23 protein-coding genes and 2 tRNA genes are annotated in these 22,971 nt (G+C 67.9%); 15 read left to right on the top strand and 10 right to left on the bottom strand.

Going from position 1 to position 22,971, the window contains the following annotated elements; all coding sequences use genetic code 11:
• Window positions 1-5: 5 nt before the first annotated feature.
• From H556_RS0112840 to flgF, 8 genes are all read right to left on the bottom strand, one after another.
• Window positions 6-1,790: a DUF885 domain-containing protein gene (locus H556_RS0112840; RefSeq protein ID WP_024354820.1), complete on the bottom strand. Its 1,785-nt coding sequence runs from the start codon at window positions 1,788-1,790 to the stop codon at window positions 6-8.
• Between the two features lie 63 nt (window positions 1,791-1,853).
• Complete coding sequence (locus tag H556_RS0112835) at window positions 1,854-2,354, bottom strand: hypothetical protein (RefSeq protein WP_024354819.1); 501 nt, start codon at window positions 2,352-2,354, stop codon at window positions 1,854-1,856.
• Between the two features lie 8 nt (window positions 2,355-2,362).
• Entirely contained in the window at window positions 2,363-2,866 is a 504-nt protein-coding gene (locus H556_RS0112830) for a hypothetical protein (protein ID WP_024354818.1), read from the bottom strand.
• Between the two features lie 37 nt (window positions 2,867-2,903).
• A complete protein-coding gene (locus H556_RS0112825; RefSeq protein WP_024354817.1) occupies window positions 2,904-3,380 on the bottom strand; it encodes a hypothetical protein in 477 nt (158 codons plus the stop codon).
• A gap of 124 nt (window positions 3,381-3,504) precedes the next feature.
• Window positions 3,505-4,227, bottom strand: coding sequence for a flagellar basal body L-ring protein FlgH (flgH, locus tag H556_RS0112820; protein ID WP_024354816.1), 723 nt, complete (start codon window positions 4,225-4,227; stop codon window positions 3,505-3,507).
• A 14-nt stretch (window positions 4,228-4,241) separates the two neighbouring features.
• Window positions 4,242-5,024 (bottom strand): flagellar basal body P-ring formation chaperone FlgA, encoded by a 783-nt coding sequence (flgA, locus tag H556_RS0112815; protein ID WP_024354815.1) that lies wholly within the window; start codon window positions 5,022-5,024, stop codon window positions 4,242-4,244.
• A 3-nt stretch (window positions 5,025-5,027) separates the two neighbouring features.
• Complete coding sequence (gene flgG / locus H556_RS0112810; RefSeq protein WP_024354814.1) at window positions 5,028-5,816, bottom strand: flagellar basal-body rod protein FlgG; 789 nt, start codon at window positions 5,814-5,816, stop codon at window positions 5,028-5,030.
• 14 nt (window positions 5,817-5,830) lie between these two features.
• Entirely contained in the window at window positions 5,831-6,568 is a 738-nt protein-coding gene (gene flgF, locus H556_RS0112805) for a flagellar basal-body rod protein FlgF (protein ID WP_024354813.1), read from the bottom strand.
• Between the two features lie 179 nt (window positions 6,569-6,747).
• Between flgF and H556_RS0112800 the strand changes: the two genes are divergently transcribed.
• The 13 genes from H556_RS0112800 to H556_RS16390 all read left to right on the top strand — a co-directional run bounded on the left by H556_RS0112800 (window position 6,748) and on the right by H556_RS16390 (window position 19,185).
• Window positions 6,748-7,398: a flagellar basal body-associated FliL family protein gene (locus H556_RS0112800; RefSeq protein WP_024354812.1), complete on the top strand. Its 651-nt coding sequence runs from the start codon at window positions 6,748-6,750 to the stop codon at window positions 7,396-7,398.
• Entirely contained in the window at window positions 7,398-8,468 is a 1,071-nt protein-coding gene (fliM, locus tag H556_RS0112795; protein WP_024354811.1) for a flagellar motor switch protein FliM, read from the top strand. Before H556_RS0112800 ends, fliM begins: the two co-directional genes overlap by 1 nt.
• A gap of 1 nt (window position 8,469) precedes the next feature.
• A complete protein-coding gene (locus H556_RS0112790) occupies window positions 8,470-9,090 on the top strand; it encodes a DUF6468 domain-containing protein (RefSeq protein ID WP_024354810.1) in 621 nt (206 codons plus the stop codon).
• A gap of 79 nt (window positions 9,091-9,169) precedes the next feature.
• Entirely contained in the window at window positions 9,170-10,030 is an 861-nt protein-coding gene (locus tag H556_RS0112785; RefSeq protein ID WP_024354809.1) for a MotE family protein, read from the top strand.
• Window positions 10,031-10,129: 99 nt separating this feature from the next.
• Window positions 10,130-10,369, top strand: coding sequence for a DUF3297 family protein (locus H556_RS0112780; protein WP_024354808.1), 240 nt, complete (start codon window positions 10,130-10,132; stop codon window positions 10,367-10,369).
• A gap of 123 nt (window positions 10,370-10,492) precedes the next feature.
• Window positions 10,493-11,899 carry a M20/M25/M40 family metallo-hydrolase gene (locus tag H556_RS0112775; RefSeq protein WP_029673630.1) on the top strand — a complete coding sequence of 469 codons (1,407 nt, stop codon included), beginning with the start codon at window positions 10,493-10,495 and terminating at the stop codon, window positions 11,897-11,899.
• Between the two features lie 10 nt (window positions 11,900-11,909).
• Window positions 11,910-11,994 (top strand) — tRNA-Leu (locus tag H556_RS0112770).
• A 574-nt stretch (window positions 11,995-12,568) separates the two neighbouring features.
• Window positions 12,569-14,269, top strand: a complete 1,701-nt coding sequence (locus H556_RS0112765) for a sodium:solute symporter family protein (RefSeq protein WP_024354806.1) — start codon at window positions 12,569-12,571, stop codon at window positions 14,267-14,269.
• A 12-nt stretch (window positions 14,270-14,281) separates the two neighbouring features.
• On the top strand, window positions 14,282-14,413 hold the full coding sequence (locus H556_RS16570; RefSeq protein WP_003169726.1) for a putative transporter small subunit: 132 nt from the start codon (window positions 14,282-14,284) through the stop codon (window positions 14,411-14,413).
• A gap of 104 nt (window positions 14,414-14,517) precedes the next feature.
• Complete coding sequence (locus H556_RS0112755; RefSeq protein WP_035303063.1) at window positions 14,518-16,218, top strand: alkaline phosphatase family protein; 1,701 nt, start codon at window positions 14,518-14,520, stop codon at window positions 16,216-16,218.
• Between the two features lie 138 nt (window positions 16,219-16,356).
• Window positions 16,357-17,823 carry a pyruvate kinase gene (gene pyk / locus H556_RS0112750; protein ID WP_024354804.1) on the top strand — a complete coding sequence of 489 codons (1,467 nt, stop codon included), beginning with the start codon at window positions 16,357-16,359 and terminating at the stop codon, window positions 17,821-17,823.
• 9 nt (window positions 17,824-17,832) lie between these two features.
• The gene (locus H556_RS0112745) at window positions 17,833-18,873 is read left to right on the top strand and encodes a DNA adenine methylase (protein ID WP_024354803.1); all 1,041 of its coding nucleotides are present in this window, start codon (window positions 17,833-17,835) and stop codon (window positions 18,871-18,873) included.
• Between the two features lie 171 nt (window positions 18,874-19,044).
• Complete coding sequence (locus H556_RS16390) at window positions 19,045-19,185, top strand: hypothetical protein (RefSeq protein WP_155802485.1); 141 nt, start codon at window positions 19,045-19,047, stop codon at window positions 19,183-19,185.
• Between the two features lie 18 nt (window positions 19,186-19,203).
• On the opposite strand, the gene H556_RS0112735 is transcribed toward H556_RS16390, so the two are convergent.
• Window positions 19,204-19,869: a ribonuclease HII gene (locus tag H556_RS0112735; RefSeq protein ID WP_024354802.1), complete on the bottom strand. Its 666-nt coding sequence runs from the start codon at window positions 19,867-19,869 to the stop codon at window positions 19,204-19,206.
• An 80-nt stretch (window positions 19,870-19,949) separates the two neighbouring features.
• Window positions 19,950-20,025: transfer RNA gene (locus tag H556_RS0112730), tRNA-Ile, on the bottom strand.
• 190 nt (window positions 20,026-20,215) lie between these two features.
• Between H556_RS0112730 and H556_RS0112725 the strand changes: the two genes are divergently transcribed.
• Together H556_RS0112725 and sppA are read left to right on the top strand one after the other, a co-directional pair.
• Window positions 20,216-20,974 (top strand): SIMPL domain-containing protein, encoded by a 759-nt coding sequence (locus H556_RS0112725; protein WP_024354801.1) that lies wholly within the window; start codon window positions 20,216-20,218, stop codon window positions 20,972-20,974.
• A gap of 147 nt (window positions 20,975-21,121) precedes the next feature.
• Complete coding sequence (gene sppA, locus H556_RS0112720) at window positions 21,122-22,921, top strand: signal peptide peptidase SppA (RefSeq protein ID WP_024354800.1); 1,800 nt, start codon at window positions 21,122-21,124, stop codon at window positions 22,919-22,921.
• Window positions 22,922-22,971 lie beyond the last annotated feature (50 nt).

Genomic DNA, 22,971 nt, shown 5'->3' with positions numbered 1-22,971 from the left:
GGGCGTTACTTCGCCCTCTGTTCGGCGATCCAGCGGTCCATGCGGACGTCCAGCAGGGCCAGCGGCAGGGCGCCGTCGACCAGCAGGGCGTCGTGGAAGGTCCGCACGTCGAAGCGGTCGCCCAATTCGCGCTCGGCCCGGCTGCGGATCTCGCGCAGGCGGATCTCGCCGATTTTATAGGCCGTGGCCTGACCGGGATCGCCGATGTAGCGCTGCAGTTCGGTTTCGATGTTGTGCGGCGACAGGGCGGAGTTGTCGCGGAAGCAGGCGCGGGCCTGTTCCTCGCTCCAGCCCAGCCAGTGCAGGCCGGTGTCGGCCACCAGCCGGCAGGCGCGCCACATCTCATAGCTGAGGCGGCCGAACCGCTCATAGGGCGTACGATAGATGCCCATTTCCTCGCCCAGGAACTCGGAATACAGGCCCCATCCTTCGCTGAAGGCGGTGACCGCGGCGTCGCGGCGGTAATAGGGCTGGTCGGCGGCTTCCTGCTGCAGCGCGATCTGCAGGTGGTGGCCCGGCACGGCCTCGTGCACCGTCAGGGCGGGCAGTTCATACAGGGGCCGTTGGTCCAGCTTGCCGGTGTTGACGATGTAGCCGCCCGCAACGCCCATCGCCATCGAACCGGCGTTGTAGCGGCCGGTGGTGTAGGTCTCCTCCATCTCGATCGGAACCGGACGCACGCCGTAAGGCAGGCGCGGCAGGGTCGCGAACAAGGACGGCAGGCGGTCGTCCGAGCGTTTGGCGATCTCCGACGCCTTCTCCAGCAGTTCCTCGCGCGACTGGGCGTAGAATTGCGGGTCAGTGCGCAGGAAGTTCAGGAAACCGGCGAAGTCGCCGGTCCAACCCGCGGCGCGCATCTCAGTCTCCATGCGGGCGCGGATGCGGGCGACTTCCTCAACGCCGATCTGGTGCACCTGATCGGGCGTCAGGTCGGTGGTCGTATTGCTGCGTACCAGGAAGGCGTAGATGTCTCGGCCGCCGGGGCGGTGGACCAGACCCGGCTCCTGAGGAGCCTTGGGCGCATATTCGTCGCGCAGCAGGTCGCGCCAGGCGGTGCGGCGGGCGGTGATCGGCCCCTCGACCAGGGCGCGGGCGCGGGCGCGGAACTGGTCCTGCTGCGCGGCGGGGATGGAGGCGGGCAGGGCGTTGAACGGGCGCAGCAGGACGTCGCCCGCCTCGCCCGGCGTCAGGTCGCGCTCGGCCTGGGCCAGGGCGCTGTCGACGACCGAACGAGCCTGGATCAGGCCGGTCTCCAGCCCGCGCCGGGTGTTGGCGATCCCGGCGTCGTAATAGGCGGGCGCTGCTTCCAGGCGCTTCAGCCAGGCCTCGGCGTCGGCGGCCGTGGCGATGCGCGCAGCGGGGGCCAGATAGGCCATGAGCTGGCCGGGGCCGCCTTCGGAATCGAAGGCCAGACGGTGCAGATCCAGTTCGATCTGTTCCAGCTCGCGGCCGATCAGATAGCCGACGAAGGCGTGGTTCAGGCGGTGTGCTTCGTCCAGCGCGGCCGGGTCGATGGCGTCCAGCCGCGCCTTCAGGGCGTTCAGCGGGGCGCGGCGGGCCAGTTCGCCCGCGCGGCTGGCGTCGGGCAGGCGCGACAGGGCGGCGCGGTCGCCGTCCATGCCCGAGCCGATCGGGTCGTTCTGACGCAGGTAGGCCTCGTAATCGACCAGCAGGGCGTCGAGCGCGGCGGCGCTGGATTGGCTTTGAACAACGGCCGCCTGCGCAGGCAGGGCGGTTGCGGCTGCAAGGCCGGACAGGCCGATACCGGCGACGAGAAGAAGATGACGCATGACTTGAAGCCCTCCCACGAGCAGGCGGGGAAGGGAGCGGACGACGCCGCTGCGGTCAAGTCTTTAGCGGCACCGCTCCAGAAAGCGGGCGGCGCGTCCTTCCGATCCCGGCTGGGCGGCCATCATCGACCGCTGGTCGCCGTTCCATACGGCCAGCCATCCGAGGCGATAAAAGCGCTGAAACACCGGATGGGATGCGGGCGCCGTAGCGACCAGATGAACGCCGTCGTGGATGACCGCTTCTTCGACGCGGGCGGGGAAGGTCTCGGTGTCGCCGCCCGATTCCAGCGTCACGGCGAGGCGCTGCGGCGTCCGGTCGGCGGCCAGCGACAGGCCGATCTTGCCCGATCCGGGGGCGCACATGAGGCTGAGCGGCACGTCGTCGGACTGGGCCAGTCCATAGGACAGGCGGGGCTCGTCCGGATCCTCGTTCAGGAACCAGTCGTAACCGGCCACAGGCAGGGGTGCGGCGCTGGTCGCCATAGGCGCGACTGTGGGCGCGCAGGCGCCGAGGGCGGACACGGAGGCGACAGCTGCGGCGGTCAGCCAGAAAGAGAGGCGCATCCTGATCCCTATCCGGTGCACAGTTCGGCGAAGCGGCGCAGCTTGGGCAGATTCGCCCGATCGATCTCTATGGTCTCGGCCTGATCGCCCAGCGTGAGCGTCAGCCGCCCGGAGGCCAGGAAGGCGGCGAAGACCGGGTGATCGGCGCGCAGCACCGCCTCCAGTCGGCCGCGTCGCGCGCGGGCCTCGACCTCGGCCGAAGCGGCGCCTGAGCGGATGACCGCGAAACCGTCGGCTCCCGGCGCGTCATGGAAGGCCAGCCGCACGATGCTTGAGCCCGGCGCGCATTCCAGCGTCGTCCGCAGACGCGGCGTATCCGGGATCTCATTGGCCAGGACCAGAGGGCCGTCGCCGCTGTAGAGGGTCCAGGTCCACCCCTCCGACGGGCGCGGCGTTCGTGCGGGCGTCGCTGCCTGAGGCCGTTCGGCCGGCGGCTGGACTCCGCTCTGAGGCGCCGTCTGCACGGCCAGGGCGAAGAGCATGGCCTGGGACAGGCCGAGCAGTGAGGTCATGTTTCAGCCCCCGCTGAGGAAAACCGGGGGACTGTGATCACGCGTGTCCCGAAGCGCAATAGCTAAGAAACCCCTGAACCAGACGCCGCTCGGCGCGAGTGGCGGTCAGCTGACGGTCGCCGGCCTCGGTCTGCACGGTCATACGCCCGCCGCGCGCCAGTCCCGTCAGGGCCGCATCGCCCAGCGGCAGGCGCGCTTCAAAGGCCTCTCCGTTCGACAGGGGATCGATGAGCTCCGGCCCGTGCGAGGCCAGGACCAAGCCTGCGCTTCGCGGCTGAACGTCGCCGTAGACCACGGCCGAGTTCTCGCCCGGCGCACAGGTCAGCATCAGGGCCAACTGGTCCGAATCCGGCAGGCCATAGGCCAGTTTCGCCATCGCGCCCTCGCGCAGCATATGCCAGCCGGCCGCGGGCTCGGTTCCCCCGCGCGGCGCCGAAGGCGCATGGGTCGCCGCATGGGCCGCAACGGCGGCCAGGCCCACGGCGGCCAGGATCGGAAAGAGGCTCTTACGCATGACAAGCTCACTCGCGTTCGACAGAGCAAACGCGGGTCGCTTGTTAAGAGTTCACGGCTCCGCTGGGCCGCGCGCGATTCAGTGATGCGGTGCGGCTGGAATCACACGTTTCGGTGAACGCAGGTCAGAACGGGCTGAAACGCTCGACCAGGGACTGGGCGGCGGGCGTCGCCTGCATCCGGCTGATGTCGCCGCGCCCGCCATAGCTGATGCGCGCCTCGGCGATCTGGCTGTGGCGGATGGTGTTGGCGCTGGAGATGTCCTCGGGCCGGACGATGCCGGCGACGGTCAGTTCGCGCACTTCACGGTTGGTGCGCACTTCTTGCCGACCCTGGATGACCAGATTGCCGTTGGGCATGACGGCGGTGACGACGGCGGCCACCGTCAGGTTGACCCGCTCCGAGCGGTTGACGCTGCCCGAGCCGTTGGCGTTCGCCGCGCCTTGCGTGCCGATCATGTTGGCGGCGTCGAAGCCGCCGGGGAAGGCGCGGCCCAGGCTGTTCTCCAGCCCGAAGAAGTTGGTGACGCCGCCCGAGGCGCTGTTGGTGCGGTTGCGCTGGGTCGAGTTCTGGGTCTGGGCGCGGTCGTTGATGTCGATGGCGACGGTCAGGATGTCGCCGACGCGGCGGGCCCGCTGGTCGCCGAAGAAGCTGCGCGCGCCGGTGCGCCACAGGCTGTTGGCGCTGGCCGAGGTCGGCTCGGGCAGATAGGCCTGCTCGACCGGGACCAGGGCGGCCGGATAGCCGATGGGCGCCAGTTCCGGGCCCTTCACCGCCTCGATGGCGGTGGAGCAGGCGGCCAGCGACAGGGCCGACACGGACAGGGCGATGAGGGGCAGGGTGCGCATGATGTCTCTCTCGCTCAACGGGAGGCGAACTGTTGTGGGTTGCGGCGAGCCATCTGGGCGGCGGGACCGGCGACGGCCCGGCCGGGCGCGACGGCCACGGCGTCGATGGTGCGGTTGGACTGGACGTTCAGGATCGGCACGGCCTCGCCCGCCGAGGCGTTGCGCGTCGCCTTGCCGGTGACGGTCAGTTCGACGCCGTCGCTCAGATAGGCCACTTCGACCATGTCGTTGCGCGCGATGACCTGGGGCGAGGCCAGGTCGCGCTGGGCCACGGGCGAACCGGCGCGCAGGGCGCGTTTGGTCTGAAGCCCGATCACGACTTCGGCGTCCTGGGGCGCGCCCGTCGGGGCCAGGTGCGACTGGACCGAGGCCCAGATCACGTCTTCGGGCTGCACCACCTCGCCGGCGGCCAGACTGCGGGCGTAGGTCAGGACCTCGACGCTGGCGCTCGCTCGCGAGGACGCGCCCACGCTGGCGGCGGCGGGACGGGCAGAGGTTTCGGCCGCAGCGGCGCCGCCTTCACGCACCACGATGCGACGCAGGCCGTTGGGGTTGTTCCATTCCAGCCCAGCGCGGCGCGCCGCGATCTGTACCTGAGAGGCTTCCAGCACGGCGGTGGGGCCGACGCGGCGGCCGACCACGACACTGGCCGCCTCGCCCGCGTTGTCGAACAACTCGCCCAGGGTGATGCGGCCGTCGTCGTCGACCGGATCGGGCAGCAGATTGACCGGCCCGGCCAGCGCAGGGCCGGCGAGGGCGATTGTCAGGAAGGGGACGAGGATCAGGGCGCGCTTCATGGCTTAGCTCTTCACCTGGGCTGTGACGGCCAGCATGTCGTCGGCGGTGGTGATGACCTTGGAGTTCATCTCATACGCGCGCTGGGCCACGATCAGGGCGGTGATTTCGCTGACCGCGTCGACGTTGGAGGCTTCGGTATAGTGCTGCAGCAGATTGCCGTAGCCGACCTCTCCCGGCACGCCGACCGTGGCGGGGCCCGAGGCCGCCGTCTCCAGCAGCAGGTTGTCGCCGATGGCTTCCAGACCCGCTTCGTTGAAGAAGGTCGCCAGCTCCAGCTGGCCCACGACCTGCGGCTCAGGCTCGCCCTGGGTGGTCACCTGGACCTGGCCCGACTTGGAGATGGTGACGTCCAGCGCATCCTGCGGAATGGCGATGGCGGGCTCGACGGCATAGCCGTCGTCCGTCACCAGCTGGCCTTCGCCGTTGATGGTGAAGTTCCCCGCGCGGGTATAGGCCAGCTCGCCCGAGGGCAGGGTGATCTGGAAATAGCCCTTGCCCTGAATGGCGATGTCGTAGGTGTTGCCGGTGCGGTTGGGGCTGCCCTGTTCGGTGATGCGGTAGACGCTGCCCGCCTTCACGCCCGAACCGATCTGGATGCCGGTCGGCACCACGGTTCCCTGCGACGAGGACTGGGCCCCCATGCGCTCGACGTTCTGGTACAGCAGGTCCTGGAACTCGGCCCGCTGACGCTTGAAGCCGACCGTGTTCATGTTGGCGATATTGTTGGAGATGACCTCCACGTTCAGCTGCTGGGCGGCCATGCCGGTGGCGGCGGTGCGAAGCGCGCGCATGTCTCAGCTCTCCCTTACGAAACCCGGCCCAGCCGCTCGATCGAGCGGCGCGACAGGTCGTTGGTGTTTTCGATCATCTTGGTCACGCGCTCATAGGCGCGGTTGATCTCGATGAGGTTGGTGATTTCCATCAGGGTGTTGACGTTCGACCCTTCGAGCGTCCCCTGACGCACCTGGGCGTCTGTCGCCTCCATCGGCTCGGCGCCGGACGTGTTGCGGTAAAGGCCGTCGCCCGATTTCTGCAGCACCGACAGGTCGTCGAAACGCACCACGGTCAGGCGGCCGATCGGCTGGCCCTGCTGGCTGACCGTGCCGTCGTGGGCGACGCTGACGGGGCCGCGCTGCGGGTCCAGGTCCAGCTCGGCGCCGTCGGCCATGACCAACAGGCCCTGTTTGGTCGTCAGCCGTCCCTCGGGATCGGTGACGAAGGAGCCGTCGCGGGTATAGGCGGGGCCGGTCGGAGTCTGCACCGTGAAGAAAGCGCCTTCGCCCTCGATGGCGAAGTCCAGGTCGCGGCCGGTCTGCTTCAGCGCGCCCTGGCCGAAGTCGCGGCCGACGCCCTTGTCCAGGACGAAGCTGGCTGAGGGGCGGATGGCGTCGTTGCGGGCGCGCTCGCCGATCTCGGTCCCGACCATCAACTGCTCGACCTTGAAGCCGGTGGTGTCGGCGTTGGCGACGTTGTTGGCCACGATGTCCAGCTCGCGGCGAAGCGTCATCTGGCGTGACAATCCGATATAGGCGGCGTTTTCCACGAGCGGGCTCCTTTCGCCCTTTCCCGTCGCAACGACCGTGCCAACAGGGTTAACGCCCGTAGAATGGGGGTTTGAGCGGTTCTGAGCCGTGCGGCGCCCGGCAGGATTTGCCGATTGTAAACGCCTCGTTAACCAAAACAGGGCCACACCCGGCATGTGAGGATCGGGGCGGCTTGGGCATGCTGAAACTGAAGCTGGGCAAGAAGAAGAGCGAGGCGCCGGTCGGCGACGACGCCAACCTGCCCGCCGTAAGCGAGGCCGCGTCCGCCGCCGAGGGCGAAGACGGCGCCGCCGAGGCCTCGGGCAAGAAGAAGATCCCGCTGCTGTTCATCATCATTCCTGCCGCGCTGGTGGTGCTGGGCGGGGGCGGCGCGACCGCCTTCATGCTGATGAAGCCCAAGTCCGCCGAGGCGGCGGGCGGGCACGCGGCTCCGGCCAAGGAAGAGAAGAAGGGCGGCGGTCACGGCGGCGGCAAGGAGGGCGAGGCGCCCGCCGGGGCAGGCAAGGTGGCGGCCGGTCCTGACGGCGTGACCTTCTACACCCTGCCGGACATGATCGTGAACATTCAGTCCGTGGACGGGCGCCCGACCTATCTGAAGCTGCGGCTGACGCTGGAGATGAAGGACGCCTCGGTCGCCTCGCACCTTCAGGCCGAGGCGCCGCGGATGCAGGACATGTTCCAGGGCTTCCTGCGCGAACTGCGCCCCGAGGATCTGGCCGGGTCGGCCGGGTCGTATCAGCTGCGCGCCGAGATCCTGCGCCGGGTTAACCTGATCGCCGCTCCCGGCAAGGTCGACGCCGTGCTGATCGAAGAAATGCTCGTGCAGTAATGAGCGACACCCTGGCCCCCGACAACGAACTGGATCCCTTCGGCGGCGAAGCCGACCTGGGCGCCGATCTGGGCGCGGGTCTGTCCGAGCGCGTGCTGAACCAGGATGAGATCGACAGCCTGCTGGGCTTCGACATGGGCGTCGGCGACGATGATGAGCGCAGCGGCATCCGCGCCATCATCAACTCGGCCCTGGTCTCCTATGAGCGCCTGCCGATGCTCGAAATCGTCTTCGACCGCCTGGTGCGGCTGATGACGACCAGCCTTCGCAACTTCACCTCCGACAACGTCGAGGTCAGCCTCGACACCATCAGCTCCATCCGCTTCGGCGACTATCTGAACTCCATCCCGCTTCCGGCCATTCTGGCGGTGTTCCGGGCGGAGGAACTGGACAACTACGGCCTGCTGACGGTCGACTCCAACCTGATCTACTCCATCGTCGACGTCTTGCTGGGCGGGCGTCGCGGCACGGCGGCCCTGCGGATCGAGGGGCGGCCCTACACCACCATCGAGCGAGTGCTGGTGCAGCGCATGGTCGAGGTCATCCTGAACGACGCGCGTCAGGCGTTCGAGCCGCTGACCCCCGTCCACTTCAATCTGGACCGGCTGGAGACGAACCCCCGCTTCGCCGCCATCGCGCGCCCGGCCAACGCCGCCATTCTGGTCAAGCTGCGCATCGACATGGAAGATCGCGGCGGCCGGGTCGAACTGCTGCTGCCCTATTCGACGCTGGAGCCGATCCGCAAGATGCTGCTGCAGCAGTTCATGGGCGAGAAGTTCGGCCGCGACAACATTTGGGAAGGCCACCTGGCCACCGAACTCTGGACCACCGAAACCGAGGTGCGCTGCGTGCTGGACGAGCAGCAGATGCCCCTGTCCAAGGTGCTGGACCTGAAGGTCGGCGACACCCTGATGCTGAACGTGACGCCTGAGTCCGAAGTCTCGGTGCGCGCGGGATCCATCCCGCTGACGACAGGCAAGATGGGCCGCAAGGGCCAGCACATCGCCGTCCGCGTCGAGGGCCCCATCAGCACCGACGCCGCCGCCCGCCTCGCCAGGGAGAACAGCTGACATGATCGGCATCATTCTCGACTCCATCCTCATGCTGCTGTTGGTCGCGGCCATCGGCTACGGCATCAAGCTGGAGCGCAAGCTGAAGACCCTGCGCGAGGGCCAACTGGCCTTCGCCTCCGCCGTGACCGAGCTGAACAGCGCCGCCGGACGCGCCGAACAGGCCCTGGCCACCCTGCGCGCCTCGGGCCAGGAGACGGACCTGCTGCACGACCGCATCATCAAGGCCCGCGCCGTGAAGCAGGAACTGGAGGTGCTGATCGCCCGCGCCCCGGCCCGCCCGGCCGACAGCCGCATCGAAACGCGCGAGGACGAGCGCCGCGCCTCCGCCAGGGCTCTGGCCGAGATCGAGGCGACGGCCGAGGCTGAACCGGCCCGCGCCTCTGCGGTCTCGCCCCTGCTGGATGACGAGACCCGCGCCCGTCGAATGGCCGCCCTGATGGAACGCATCGAAGGCGCTCGCGCGGTCATGAAGGCCCCATCGCCCAAGTCGTCCCCCAAGCCCGCGCCTGCGCTTGAGCGCGCCTCGCCGGTGATGCAGGCCCTGGCCGCTAACCATGCTGCGCAACAGAGCCTAAACCGCGCCCGCCGTAGTCTGGATGACGACCTGTTCGCTGCTTGATGTTGGCCCCTATGTCCGAGGCGCGGCCTCGGACGACTTGAGGGGCAATGATGATGCGCTTTTTTCCTGAGTCTGACCGATGAGCAAGCTGCCCCGCCTTCTGCCCCTGATCGCCGTCGCCATCGGCGGCGTCGTGGCCGTGCGCGCTGCGGGCGTGGCGCCGGATCTGTTTCAGGGCGCGACCGCATGGGCTCAGGAAGCCGTCGTCAAGGAAGGCGAGGGGGCCAAGCCCGAGCCCAAGCCCGCCGCCGTCTGCGCTCTGACGCCCGAACAACTGGCCCAGCAGGCGGGGATTTCTCCGGCCGAGCTGCGCATCATCCAGTCCCTGTCCAAACGCCGCGACGCCTTGGATGCACGCGACGCCGACTTCGCCACCACCCTGCCGCTGATGGTGGCCGCAGAGCAGAAGCTGGACGCCAAACTGCAGGCTCTGGAGGCCCTCAAGAGCGAGATCGGCGCCCTGGTCGGTCAGGTCGACGAAAAGGAAAAGGCGGAAGAGGACCGCCTGGTCGCCGTCTACTCCGCCATGCGGCCCAAGGAGGCGGCGGCGGTCTTCGCCACCCTGGACGACGGGGTGCGCCTGCCGGTCGCCTCGGCCATGCGCCCCCGGACCTTGGCCGCCATCATGGCTCAGATGCCGCCCGCCGCCGCGCGTGAATTGACCGAGAAGCTGGCCAAACGCTTCCAGGCCGAGCAGTACGCCGCCCGCGCCGCCGCCGTGGCCGCGCCCGCCGCTGCCGCTCCGGCTCTGACCCCAGCCGCTCAACCCGCCGCAGCCGCGCCTGCGCCCGCTCAGGCGACCCAGACGACGCCGCGTCGCCCAGCGGCCCGGCCCGCCGCCCCGCCTGCACAAAAGGCGGCTGCGCTCGCCGAAACTGGTCCGCGCCCCTATGCGGCGGCGGCTGACGCCCCGACCGGTCCGCGCCAGTCGGTGCAGTAAGCGGCCTGGCTCCTCCGCTATTGAGGGGAGGGGGAGAATGGTTGTCGCGACCCGTCCGCGCGGCTATTCAGCCCGCTTCGCCTTTTCATGAGACCTGCCATGTCCGACGCCCTGCCTGACCGCCTTTCGGTCGATCCCGACAGCCCCTTCCACGACGCCGAACTCTTGGCGCGCGGCGTGGGCATCCGCTTCAAGGGCGAGGAAAAGACCAATGTCGAGGAATACTGCGTCTCGGAAGGCTGGGTGCGTCTGGCTGTCGGCAACCGCGTCGATCGCCGCGGCAAGGCCCTGACCGTCAAACTGCAAGGCCCGGTCGAGCCCTTCATCAAGGGCGAGTGATCGAGAGTCTTCGATTTCCGCTCTGACGGCGAAGCTGAGACTTTCGGTCGCAGGCTTCGCCCGCTAGGGTCCGCGCCTCATTGTTGAGTTGGGGAGGCGCACTTGTCGTTCAATGCTCGTCTTATGGCCGCCAGCGCTGTGGCGCTCGGCCTGATCGCCACGCCGGTTCTGGCGCAGGACGCCCGCACCATCCGCGCCGCTGAGCAGGTGCGCGACCAGGCGTTGAAGGGCAATATCGCCCTAGACTACGTCACCCAGATCACCACCCGTTTCGGCCCGCGCCCGGCGGGCTCGCGCGCCGAGCAGGACGCCGCCGCCTGGGCCGCCGACTACATGCGGGCCCACGGCTTCCAGAACGTCCGCATCGAGACCTTCCCCCTGATCGGCTGGGAGCGGGGCGAGGAAAGCGCCGAGATTCTGGGCGCCCGTCCGCAGAAGCTGGTCGTGGCGGCGCTCGGCCACTCCATCGCCACCCCCGCCGAGGGCGTCGAGGCGGACATCGTCTTCTTCGACGGCCTGGACGCATTGGCGGCCGCGCCCGCCGGATCGCTGAACGGCAAGATCGCCGTGGTCGACGGCGGCCAGATGGTGCGGATGCAGGACGGCTCGGGCTACGGCCCCCTGTCGCGGCTGCGCAGCCAGGGGCCGACTGAGGCGGCCAAGCGCGGCGCGGTCGCCTTCGTGATGCGCTCGGCCGGGTCGGATGAACACCGGATGCCGCACACCGGCACCACCCGCTATGTCGAGGGCAAGGTGCCGCTGCCGTCCTTCGCCCTCAGCGCGCCGGACGCCGATCAGGTGGCGCGTCTGGTCGGCATGGGCGAGACGGTGCGTCTGCGCCTGAAATCCACCGCCCATACCTATGAGACGGTCAGCCAGAACGTCATCGGCGACATCGTCGGCGCCTCGCGTCAGGACGAGATCATCGTCCTGGGTTCGCACATGGACAGCTGGGACCTGGGCACCGGGGCCATCGACGACGCGGCGGGCGGCGCCATCACTCTGGCGGCGGCCAAGCTGATCGCCGAACAGGGCCGTCCGGAGCGCACCGTCCGCGTGGTCCTGTACGGCTCTGAAGAGGTCGCCCAGCCGATCGACCACGGCAACGGCGGCGGCGCCTATGCCCGCAACATCGGCGCGGGCGTCGAGAAGCACGTCATCGCCGGCGAAAGCGACTTCGGCGCCGACCGCGTCTACGCCCTGGGTCTGCCGCCCGGATCGCAGGGATCCGACTTCGCCCGCATCGCCGAGCGGATCCTGCGCCCGCTGGGCGTGCTGCCGGGCGAGCCGGAACTGTATGGCGGCGTCGATATCGGCCCGTTGGCCAAGGCGGGCGTTCCGGTCTTCGGCCTGCGCCAGGACGGCACGCGCTATTTCGACCTGCACCACACCGCCGACGATACGCTGGACAAGATCGACCCGGCCCAGATGACCCAGAACGTCGCCGCCTGGGCGGCGTTGGTGCGCCTGATCGCTGATTCAGATGTGGACTTCCGGGCCGCTCGTGCGGCACAGGAGGCGAAGCGCTGAGGCGCGCCCTGCGAGCGTGGCGGAACTGGTAGACGCAAGCGACTTAAAATCGCTCGACCTCGGTCGTGCGGGTTCGATTCCCGCCGCTCGCACCATCAATGGCCGGTCCTGATCCGGCGACCCCGGGATTGGGGTCTCTGGACGGCTGCAGCGCCTGCGTTTCCAAACGCAGGCGTTTTTTGTTTGGGCGGCCGCTTCCTCACGTTCCGTTCGAGAACAAAAGATTTCGATTGCAATAAATACATGAATGTTGATGCATCAGTTCAGGCAAACCTAAAGCTAATACTGTCTTTTTCTTTATAAGTTTCACGCTAGTAAGTCTTGTAAATCCGGTTCTAATTCGCAAATCAACTTGCTCATTCGTGATTCAAAGAATCCTTGCCGCTGGCTTCATTTCGGCCGAAATCCTGTCAAGTCTACCGCATTGCACAAAAACTTTATCTCGGCTTAGCTGTTAATGTACTATGGTCGTTTGATCGTGGTTCGGAGCATCGAGCCGCGCTAGCGCGTTGGACGCGCTGAACATTGCGCCTGGCGTTCCGTCGGGCGCGAACGCAACCGTGACATCCCGTCTGCCTGCGCCTGGGGCGCGGCGGCGTCTTTGCGGCTGCGCGTAAGGCGGGCCGGGGGCTCGCCGGAAGCGATAAAGAGACAGGAGCGCAGGCGCGCGTGGACGACTTACAACTTCAACAATTGGGCGGGCCGCTGACGATCGGCCTGCTGGTGCTGTTCTTCGGCCTGACCATGCTGATCTCCTTGCGGATCAGCCGACGCAAGGAAAACGCCGACGCCTATATGACGGCCGGGAACGGCATCGGTCTGGGCGTCTCGGCGGCCTCGATGACGGCGACATGGATCTGGGCCGCGTCGATGTACGCCTCGGCCACCTCAGGCTACGTCTACGGCATATCGGGGCCGATCCATTATGGGCTGTGGGGGGCGCTGATGATCCTGTTCATCTACCCCTACGGCCGCCGCATCCGCGCTGTGGCGCCGCGCGCCCATACGCTGGCTGAGGTCATGTACGCCCGGCACGGCCGCTCCAGCCAGCTGATGCTGGCGGGGTCCAACGTCCTGGGCAGCGTCATCAGTCTGACCTCCAACTTCATCGCCGGGGGCGCCCTGATCTCCATGCTGTCGCCCTTCAGCTTCAGCCAGGGCATCGTCGTCATCGCCGGCGGGGTGCTGCTTTACACGCTGTGGTCAGGGTTCCGCGCTTCGGTGCTGACTGACTTCATTCAGGTCTGCGCCATGCTCGGCGCCGTGGTCGTGGTCATTCCGGCCATCTTCTTCGCCATGGGCGGGCCGAGCGTCTTCATCGAAGGCGCGTCCAACCTGACGCCGCAGCAGACCAGCTTCTTCTCGTCCGACGCCTTCCTGAACCAGGGCGCGCCATATATCGCCGCCGTTCTGGCCTACGCCATCGGCAACCAGACCATCGCCCAGCGCCTGTTCGCCGTGCGCGAGGACCTGATCAAGCCGACCTTCATCACCGCCACGGTCGGTTACGGCGCCACCATCATCGGCATCGGCATGCTGGGCGTCGTGGCCCTCTACGCCGGGATCAACCCCATGGAGGGGGACCTCAACAACCTGATCCCGCAACTGGCCGGGACCTATTTCGGACCGGTGCTGCTCAGCGTCTTCTTCATCATGATCATCGGCTCGCTGGCCTCGACAGCGGATTCCGATCTGTCGGCCCTGTCGTCGATCATGATGGCCGACATTTACGGCCGTGCGGGCAAGCGCAAGGCGGATCCGCGCCTGATGCTGACCATCGGCCGCGCGACGATGGTCATCGCCACCGGCGCGGCGCTGTATTTCGCCGGAGCGCGGATGAACATCCTGGACCTGCTGGTCCTGGTCGGCGCCATCTGGGGCGCGCTGGTCTTCCCCGTCATCGCCAGCTTCTATTGGGAAAAGGTGACCAACAAGGCTTTCACCGTCTCGGTGCTGGCGGCGCTGGCGATCTTCTTCCCGGTGCGGTTCGGCTGGATCCCGATGGACGGCGCTGTCGGCTATGTCTTCGACGTCATCGCCGTGGTCGGGGTCGGCGTGGTCGCGGGTCTGATGACCTTCGGCTTCTTCGGCGCGCGCGCGGCGCGGATCGTGGGCTTCATCGCCGCCGTGGCCGTGGCGCCCTTCGCCATCGGCTTCCTGCATGACTACGCTGTGCTGAGCGGCTCGCTGATCGCCTATGCCGTCAGCACCGTGGTCTGCACCGCCATGTCGCTGTCCAATCAGGACGGCTTCGACTTCTCGCGCATCGCCCGAATGACCGGCGACTTCGATGTGGAGGAAGCCGAACCCGCCGCCGCATCTGCGGCCGCCCCCGCCCGCTCGGGCTCGCAAATCCCTCAAACCCGCTAACAGGAGATCGCAATGACCCCTTTCTGGCTGACGGCCTATGTCCTGATGTGGCCCGTCATCGTCGCGGGCGTGCTGGCCTTCATCGCCCGCGCCTTCTTCAAGGAATGGCTGGACGCGCACCGGCGCGGCGAGCCGATGATCTGATGTCGAAGGGGGCTGCGGCCCCCTTTTTCATGCCCTGGCTGTCTTGGACCCGTCATTGCAGACGGCTAGGGGTGGAAGACATTCTGCTTCGCCTGGAGTTCCTGATGATCCGCAGCCGCCTTCTCGCCTCCGCCCTTGGCCTGACTCTCGGGCTTGTCGCCATAAGCGGAACTGCACAGGCGGCCGAGGCGCCCCAGCCGACGCCACCCCAGGCGGCGGCCTCCGCTGGGGAGCGGGCCTCGCCCTCGTTGATCGTCACCATCGTCGTGGACCAGCTCAGCGCCAATCTGTTCAACCAGTATCGCAGCCAGTTCACCGGCGGGCTCAAGACCCTGGCCGATCAGGGCATGGTCTCGATCAACGGCTATCAGACCCACGGCGTGACGGTGACCTGCGCCGGTCACTCGACCGTCCTGACCGGGATGCATCCGACCCATAGCGGCATTCCGGCCAACGACTGGATCGACACCACCACGGGGCAGGAGACCTACTGCCTCGCCGCGCCGCAGAACACCCTGGCTCACGGCAAGAACACCGACAACGGCCCGGTCGGCCCGGCGCAGTTGAGCGCCTCAACCCTGGGCGACTGGCTGAAGGCGGTCAGCCCGGAAAGCCGCGTCTATGGCGTGTCGGGCAAGGATCGCGGCGCCATCAACCTGGCCGGGCACAGGGCGGACGGCGCCTTCTGGCTCACCGACGGCTTTGGCTTCACCACCTATGTCGAGCCGGGCCAGTCCGCGCAGGCGCGGCTGGCCCCGGTGGCGGCGATCAACGCCCGCATGGTCGAGCGTTTCAGCCGCGCCACGCCCAACTGGACCTATACCAACGAGGCCTGCCGCCGTCTGGAAGGGCAATGGACCATTGCGGGCCAGACCTTCGACTCCAAACTGCCGCCGGTGAACGACCGCTTCGACAACTCGCCGGTGCTGGACGAGCTGACTCTGGAAGGCGCGATCGAACTGCTGGAGACGCAGCAACTGGGCCGACGCGGCGTCACCGACATGCTGGGCGTCAGCCTGTCGGCCACCGACCGGATCGGCCACGGCTTCGGCACGCAGGGCCCTGAAATGTGCGAGCAGATGCTGCGTCTGGATGCCGCGCTGGGCGCCTTCCTCGACCGGCTGTCGACCATCCCCGGCGGGGTGATCGTGGCGCTGACGGCTGACCACGGCGGTTCGGACTTCCCCGAACGGTCGGCGGTCGAGGGCTATCCCAATGCGGGCCGGGTCGACCGCGCCCTGCAACCGCGCGTCAATGCGGCGCTGAAGGCCCGTTTCGGTCTGGACGCGGACCCGGTCGTGTCCTCGGCGGGCGGCTTCGTCATCGTCGACAAGGATCGCAGGTCGCTGGCCGAGCCGCTGCGTTCGCAGGTGCTGGCCGCCGCGATCGAACTGCTGAACGCCGAGCCGCAGGTGGCGATGGCGGTCTCGCGCGACGAACTTCTGGCCGAGCCGATCCCCGCCTCCGACAACCCCGAAGAGCTGACGGTGCGCGAGCGCCTGCGCCTGTCGGCCGTGGCGAGCCGTTCGCCCGACATCCTGCGCGCCTGGCAGCCGGGCCTGACCGGCCAGGGCCGCGTCGGCGGGGCCATCTCCAGCCACGGTTCGCCCTGGGACTACGACCGTCGCGTGCCCATCGTCTTCTGGTGGCCGGGCGCGCAGGGCCAGGAGCGTTTCCTGCCCATGCGCACCATCGACATCGCCCCGACCCTGGCCAATCTGATCGGCGTCCAGCCCGACGCCCCGATCGACGGCCGCTGCATGGACCTGCCCCAGTTCGCCAAGGGCCGCTGCGAGACGAAATAGACCGTACGGGTCGACATAAACTCGTGTTTCCACGGCGGGAGGCGCTCTTACGCCTCTCGCGTTTCATTGGCACAAGGGCTTGAGAAGCGCTTCTGAGGGGAGGCGTCGGCCGTCAGAGCCATACGAGGAAACCCGTTCATGCAAAGAGCCCGCCGCGCGCGCATCGTCGCGACACTCGGACCCGCCAGCCGCGCGCCGGGAACCGTCAAGGCGCTGGCCCAGGCGGGGGTGGACGTCTTTCGCCTGAACTTCAGCCACGGCTCGCACGACGACCACGCGGCCGCCCTGAAGGCCGTGCGGGGGGCCGAGATGGCGCTGAAGCGGCCGCTGGGCGTGCTGGCCGACCTGCAGGGTCCCAAGCTGCGGCTGGGCCGTTTCGCCGACGTCGAGATCGAGGTGAGGCCGGGGCACAGGATGCGTTTCGACCTGAACCCGGCGCTGGGCGACGAGACGCGGGTGCAGATGCCGCATCCGGAGATTTTCCGCGCCCTGCGCCCCGGCATGCTGCTGCTGATCGACGACGGCCGGGTGCGCCTGCGCGTGGGCGAGCGCACCGACGAATGGTGCGACGTCACGGTCGAGAGCGGATCCAAACTGTCGGACCGCAAGGGGGTGGCCGTGCCCGAGGCGGTGGTGCCGGTCTCGGCCCTGACGCCCAAGGACCGCGAAGACCTGGCCTTTGCGCTACGTCTCGGCGTCGACTGGGTGGCCCTCAGCTTCGTGCAGAAGGCCGAGGATATGGCCGAGCTGAAGAGCATCGTGAACGGTCAGGCCGCGTGTCTGGCCAAGATCGAGAAGCCTCAGGCCCTGAACGATCTGGAGAGCATCCTCGACTATTGCGACGGCGTCATGGTCGCGCGCGGCGATCTGGGCGTCGAGATGGAGCCGGAAGAGGTGCCGGTCGCCCAGAAGAAGATCCTGCGCGCCGCCCGTCAGCGCGGCGTGCCCGCCATCGTCGCCACCCAGATGCTGGAATCCATGACCAGTTCGCCCGCCCCGACGCGGGCCGAGGCCTCCGACGTGGCCAACGCCGTCTATGAGGGCGCCGACGCCCTGATGCTGTCGGCCGAGACAGCGGCGGGCGACTATCCGCTGGAAGCGGTGACCATCATGAACCGCATCATGGAGCGGGTGGAGCGCGACCCCCTGTGGCCGGGACTGATGGACGCCGATCACGCGGGCATGGACATTGACGATGTCGACGCCCTGGTCGCGGCGGCGAGGAAGGCGGCCGAGGCGTCCTCGACCGCCTGTATGGTGGTGTTCACGACGCTGGGCGGCACGGCGCGGCGCATGTCGCGCGAGCGGCCGCTGCAACCGGTGCTGGCCCTGACGCCCAAGCCCGAGACGGCGCGCAGGTTGGCCCTGGTCTGGGGGCTGGAGCCGCGGCTGGGCGATCAGCCGATTTCTCTGGAAGGCCTGACAGACGACGCGGTCGAAGCCGCCATGCTCTACGGCCTGGCCGAGCCGGGTCAGCGCATCCTGATCCTGGCGGGAACCCCCTTTGGCGCGCCGGGCGCGGCGAATCTGTTGCGTCTGGCCCATGCTCCGGCCCATTCTGCCCCTCGCGGCGTAAAAGGGGCGAGGCGCGCCCGCGGAACCTGACGGGACGGAATGATCAAATACATCGGCTCAAAGCGGGCGCTTCTGGGCCATGTGGCGGGGGCGGTGAGGGCCGCCCTGCCTGATGGGGGCATGGTCTGCGACCTGTTCTCGGGCACGGCGCGCGTCGGGCACCGGCTGAAGCGCGACGGTTTCCGCGTCTGGTCGAACGACCACAACGCCTATGCCCACGCCCTGGCCACAGCCTATGTGCAGGCCGACCGCGAGATCTGGGCCGAGCGGGCTGAGGCCGTGCTGGCCGAGCTGCGCATGGTGAAACCCGAGGCCGGCTGGTTCACCCGCACCTTCTGCGAAGAGGCGCGCTTCTTCCATCCCGACAACGGCGCCCGCATCGACGCCATGCGCGAGCGCATCGAGACGATGGAACTGGAGCCGGCCCTGAAGGCCGTCGTCCTGGTCGCCCTGATGGAGGCGGCCGACCGCGTGGATTCCACGGCGGGCCTGCAGATGGCCTATATGAAGCAATGGGCGCCGCGCGCGCTGAAGCCGCTTGAGCTGCGCCTGCCCGACCTTCTGCCCGGCGTGACGGCCGGGCCTTGCGTTGCGACGCGCGGCGACGCCGTCGAGGTCGCGGCCGAGGTTGAGGCCGATCTGGTTTATCTGGACCCGCCGTACAATCAGCACTCCTATCTGGCCAACTACCATTGCTGGGAAAGCCTGGTCCTGTGGGACAAGCCCGAGACCTATGGCGTGGCCCGCAAGCGGGTCGACGTGAAGACCCGCAAGAGCGCCTTCAACAGCCGCCCCGGCATCGGCCCGGCCATGCAGGCGGTGATCGAGCGGCTGAAGGCGCCGAACCTGATCGTCAGCTTCAACGACGAGGGCTATCTGAGCCGCGAGGATCTGGTGGCTATGCTGGCCTCGCGCGGGCACGTTCAGGTGGTCGACATCCCCTATCCCCGCTATGTCGGCGCCCGCATCGGCATTCATAATCTGAAGGGCGAGAAGGTCGGGGCGGTCGGGCGGCTGCAGAACGTCGAACACCTGTTCGTCGTCACCGACCGGCCGGTGGTTCTGCCGGTCGCAGCGTAGCCTGAAGCCGGATAGATTCTTCAGTCGAGGCCCAAGGAACGAAGGCGGTGGCTTGTCGTTCTTGCTGTCATGCGTTCGTTTGCTTCTCCCCGTGCCCAGAGTGATTTCGACATCTCTCGCCGCCCTGTTGAAGAACAGGAAGCCGTCGCCAGGTTCGGCCGAAGGACGCCTGTGTCCAGGATTACGCCTGCGGTTCAGGCTCCGCGGACCAACAGCGTCGATCGCGGGCTCGATGGATGGACCATCTTCCTGCTCGGCGCCCTTGTGGCGGGGCTCATGGGGATGATGCTGGGCGGCGCCCTGTCAGTCTAGAGCGCAAGCGAAGCTCTATCAGGCGGCTTCCAGCAAGGCCCGGATTGGCGTCCAGCTGCGGCGGTGCGCGGGGCAGGGGCCCAGCGTCTGCAGAGCCTTCTGATGGATGGGCGCGTTGTAGCCCTTGTGGCTGGCGAAGCCGTAGCCCGGATAGGTCGCATCCATCTCGATCATCAGCCGATCCCGCGCCGTCTTGGCCAGGATCGAGGCCGCCGCGATCGACAGGGACAGGCTGTCGCCCTTGACCACCGGGGTCACCGCACAGGGCAGCGGAAAGCGGTAGTTGCCGTCCACCAGGGCGTGGACCGGCGGATGGGCCAGGGCCTCGACCGCTCGGCGCATGGCAAGACCCGTCGCATGCAGGATATTCAGTTCGTCGATCTCCTCGACCGAGGCGAAGCCGACGCCCCAGGCCAGGGCGCGCGCCTTGATGTCGATCTCCAGCACCGTGCGGCGCTTTTCGGTCAGGGCCTTGGAATCGTCGATACCCGGCGGCAGGTCGTCGGGGTTCAGGATCACCGCCGCCGCCGACACCGGCCCGGCCCACGGTCCGCGACCCGCTTCATCAACCCCGCAGACATGACCGTCCCAGGTCGCCCGCGCCTCCAGCTCCAGCAACAGGGTGGGGAAGGGGCGATCAGGCTTGCCGGGAGCTTTTGAGGCAGGGGCTTTAGGCGACGTCATCACGCCCCACTGCCACGAACCCCGGCCGGACGGAAGGCCTGTGAAACAGAGGGCCGGTCGCGGCGGCGCCTCATGGAGAATGGTGGGCGTGGAGGGACTCGAACCCCCAACCAGACCGTTATGAGCGGTCGGCTCTAACCATTGAGCTACACGCCCCCGAAACGCGCGCAAGCCGTGCCTAGCAGGCGGCGCGTCGGCTGCAAAGCCGCCTTGGACCTGTCACGCTTTTCACGCCGATGAATGGAACCTGCACAGGGGCCTTTTGCGTTTGTTCAGCTTGAAACGGCCAAGTTGTGCCGTGGCTGGCGAACACGCCCGCCCGAACGATTTCGACGGAGACCTCCCCATGACCCGCACCGCACGCGCCTTGATGTTGGGCACGGCCCTGATGACCTTGGCGGCGCCGGCCGTCGTATCTGCTCAATCCCAGCCCGGCGGCGCTTCTCCGATCCAGGTGCACGCCATGGCTCAACAACCCGCCCTGAACCTTTCGGCCTATGGCGAGGTCAAGGTCGCGCCGGATCAGGCGACGATCAACTTCGGCGTGGTGACCGAGGCGCCGACGGCCCAGGAGGCCATGGCCCAGAACGCCCAGCAGATGACGCGGGTCATCGCCGCCCTGCGCCGCGCCGGGATCGCCGAGCGCGACATCCAGACCTCGGGCCTGAACCTGTCGGCGCAATATGATTATCAGCAGAACGAATCGCCCAAACTGCGCGGCTATCAGGCCTCGAACCGCGTCACCGTGGTCATCAACGACCTGACCAAGGTCGGCGCGACCGCCGACGCCGTGGTCGGCGCGGGCGTCAACCAGATCGACGGCATCAGCTTCGGCCTGAAGGATCCTAAGGCGGCCGAGGATCAGGCCCGCGTGCTGGCCGTGCGCGCCCTGCAGGACAAGGCGCGTCTGTACGCCGACGCCATGGGCGTGCAACTGGGTCAGGTGCGCTCACTGACCGAAGGCGGCGGCTATGTGCCCGAAGTGCGCCCGCAGGCCATGTACGCCCGCGCCGCCTCGATGGACGCCGGCGCCTCGACCCCGGTTTCGGCCGGAGAACTGTCGGTCCGCATCGACATCAGCGGGACCTATGATATCGGGCGGTGATGTCACTTCGATATGACTTGAACCCTCTCCCGGCGGGAGAGGGTTTTTGTTTGGCTTCATTACCGTCCGTTCATTTGACGCGGCGGGCGCGGCCTCTATCCTCACGCTTGGCCGCCTCTGGCCGCGATCCTGGACGCACGCCTTCCCATGAAGCAGTTCTTCCTCACCATGCTGGGCGTCTTCGCCGGGCTTGTGGCCTTCTTCGTCGTCCTGCCCGTGGTGGCGCTGATCTTCTTCGCCATGGCGGCCGGCGCGTCCAAGCCTTCGACGCCCGCGCACACTGTGCTGGAACTGGACCTGCGCAGCGGCCTGACCGACCAGACGCCGACCAACCCCTTCGCGGCCTTCAGCGGCCCCAGCCTGTCGGTGGTTCAGGTCGTGGACGTGCTGGCTCAGGCGGCGGCCGACGACAACGTCAAGGTGCTGCTGCTGCGCGCGCCCGAAGCCGGCATGACGCCCGCCTCGGCCGATGAGGTGCGTCAGGCGATCGCCCGCTTCCGCGCTTCGGGCAAGACGGTGATCGCACACAGCCAGGGCTTCATGCCGGTGGGCGCGGTCATGTCCAGCTATATGGTCGCCTCCAGCGCCGATCAGCTGTGGTTGCAGAACACAGCGAACTTCCAGGCCGTGGGTCTGGCGGCGGACAGCGTCTTCCTGGGCCGCGCCTTCCAGAAGTATGGCGTCAAGGCCGACTTCGAACAGCGCTATGAGTATAAGAACGCCGTCAACGAATATACGCAGAGCGACTTCACCGCCCCGCACCGCGAGGCCATGCTGGCCTGGATGGGCTCCATCTACGACAGCGCCGTCGCCAATGTCGCCCGCGACCGCAAGACCACACCCGAGGCCCTGAAGGCTGCTATTGAGGCCGGTCCCTATTCGGCCGATCAGGCCCTGTCGCTGAAGCTGGTCGACAAGATCGGCCAGGTCGAGGAAGCCGAGGCCGCCGCCAAGGAAAAGGCGGGCAAGAACGCCAAGATCGTCAAATTCGGCGAATACGCCTCGATGAAGGGCGCGCGCACGACTTCGGGCTCGGGCTCGGGCAAGTCGGCCATCGCCATCGTCGGCGGCGAAGGCGCCATCATGACCGGTCGCGGCTCCAACGATTCGCCCTTCGGCGGCGGGACCAGCATCCGCTCGGACGACACCGCCAAGGCCATCTATCAGGCGATCGAGGACAAGGACGTGAAGGCCATCGTCTTCCGCGTCTCTTCACCGGGCGGCTCGCCGGAAGCGTCGGAGCAGGTTCTGGCCGCCGTGCGCGCGGCCAAGGCGGCGGGCAAGCCGGTGGTGGTGTCGATGGGCGCCTATGCGGCGTCCGGCGGCTACTGGATCAGCTCCGAGGCCGACTGGATCGTGGCCCAGCCCTCGACCCTGACCGGCTCGATCGGCGTCTTCGGCGGCAAGTTCGTGCTGGCCGATGCGCTGGGCCGTTTCGGCGTCGACATGCGCGGCCTGTCGGTCGGCGGCGACTACGCCGACGCCTTCTCGCCGACGCAGGGTTTCGATCAGGGCCAGCGCGCGGCCTTCGCCGCCTCGATGGACCGCATCTACGAAGAGTTCGTCGCTCGCGTGGCCAAGGGCCGCAAACTGCCGGTCGAGCGGGTGCGCGAGATCGCCAAGGGCCGCGTCTGGACCGGTGCCCAGGCGCACGGCCTGGGTCTGGTCGATCAACTCGGCGGTCTGGAAGAGGCTGTGGCCAAGGCGCGTGAACTGGCCAAGATTCCGGCAGCTGAAAGCGTCCGCTTCAAGCGCTTCCCGCAGCCTCAGTCGCCGTGGGAGGCCATCGCCACGGCCTTCGGCGCCTCGGGCCAGGCGGCAGACGCCATGGTCAAGGTCGGTCAGGTGATGGGCGATCCGGCCGCCCAGGCCATGCTGAACCGCGTCGAGGTCGACCGGATGCGCAGCCGCGGCGCCGTGGTTCTGGCGGATCAACCGGCCTTCTGACGGTCTGGCGATCGCGAATGTGACTGACGCGTGATGTCGCAGTGCATTGA

Source organism: Brevundimonas naejangsanensis DSM 23858 (assembly GCF_000421705.1).
Lineage (GTDB): Bacteria > Pseudomonadota > Alphaproteobacteria > Caulobacterales > Caulobacteraceae > Brevundimonas > Brevundimonas naejangsanensis.
The sequence above is the reverse complement of the archived record's forward strand: the minus strand, read 5'-3'. Positions and strand labels throughout refer to the sequence as shown.

Excerpts from the sequence above, each read along its gene's own strand:
- sppA (WP_024354800.1), top strand. The coding sequence starts at position 21,122 with ATGAAGCAGTTCTTCCTCACCATGCTGGGCGTCTTCGCCGGGCTTGTG.
- H556_RS0112825 (WP_024354817.1), bottom strand. The coding sequence starts at position 3,380 with ATGCGTAAGAGCCTCTTTCCGATCCTGGCCGCCGTGGGCCTGGCCGCC.
- flgG (WP_024354814.1), bottom strand. The coding sequence starts at position 5,816 with ATGCGCGCGCTTCGCACCGCCGCCACCGGCATGGCCGCCCAGCAGCTG.
- flgH (WP_024354816.1), bottom strand. The coding sequence starts at position 4,227 with ATGCGCACCCTGCCCCTCATCGCCCTGTCCGTGTCGGCCCTGTCGCTG.
- fliM (WP_024354811.1), top strand. The coding sequence starts at position 7,398 with ATGAGCGACACCCTGGCCCCCGACAACGAACTGGATCCCTTCGGCGGC.
- H556_RS0112735 (WP_024354802.1), bottom strand. The coding sequence starts at position 19,869 with ATGACGTCGCCTAAAGCCCCTGCCTCAAAAGCTCCCGGCAAGCCTGAT.
- pyk (WP_024354804.1), top strand. The coding sequence starts at position 16,357 with ATGCAAAGAGCCCGCCGCGCGCGCATCGTCGCGACACTCGGACCCGCC.
- flgA (WP_024354815.1), bottom strand. The coding sequence starts at position 5,024 with ATGAAGCGCGCCCTGATCCTCGTCCCCTTCCTGACAATCGCCCTCGCC.
- H556_RS0112755 (WP_035303063.1), top strand. The coding sequence starts at position 14,518 with ATGATCCGCAGCCGCCTTCTCGCCTCCGCCCTTGGCCTGACTCTCGGG.
- H556_RS0112840 (WP_024354820.1), bottom strand. The coding sequence starts at position 1,790 with ATGCGTCATCTTCTTCTCGTCGCCGGTATCGGCCTGTCCGGCCTTGCA.
- H556_RS0112790 (WP_024354810.1), top strand. The coding sequence starts at position 8,470 with ATGATCGGCATCATTCTCGACTCCATCCTCATGCTGCTGTTGGTCGCG.
- H556_RS0112725 (WP_024354801.1), top strand. The coding sequence starts at position 20,216 with ATGACCCGCACCGCACGCGCCTTGATGTTGGGCACGGCCCTGATGACC.
- H556_RS0112775 (WP_029673630.1), top strand. The coding sequence starts at position 10,493 with ATGGCCGCCAGCGCTGTGGCGCTCGGCCTGATCGCCACGCCGGTTCTG.
- H556_RS0112830 (WP_024354818.1), bottom strand. The coding sequence starts at position 2,866 with ATGACCTCACTGCTCGGCCTGTCCCAGGCCATGCTCTTCGCCCTGGCC.
- H556_RS0112780 (WP_024354808.1), top strand. The coding sequence starts at position 10,130 with ATGTCCGACGCCCTGCCTGACCGCCTTTCGGTCGATCCCGACAGCCCC.
- H556_RS0112785 (WP_024354809.1), top strand. The coding sequence starts at position 9,170 with ATGAGCAAGCTGCCCCGCCTTCTGCCCCTGATCGCCGTCGCCATCGGC.
- H556_RS0112835 (WP_024354819.1), bottom strand. The coding sequence starts at position 2,354 with ATGCGCCTCTCTTTCTGGCTGACCGCCGCAGCTGTCGCCTCCGTGTCC.
- H556_RS16570 (WP_003169726.1), top strand. The coding sequence starts at position 14,282 with ATGACCCCTTTCTGGCTGACGGCCTATGTCCTGATGTGGCCCGTCATC.
- H556_RS0112745 (WP_024354803.1), top strand. The coding sequence starts at position 17,833 with ATGATCAAATACATCGGCTCAAAGCGGGCGCTTCTGGGCCATGTGGCG.
- H556_RS0112800 (WP_024354812.1), top strand. The coding sequence starts at position 6,748 with ATGCTGAAACTGAAGCTGGGCAAGAAGAAGAGCGAGGCGCCGGTCGGC.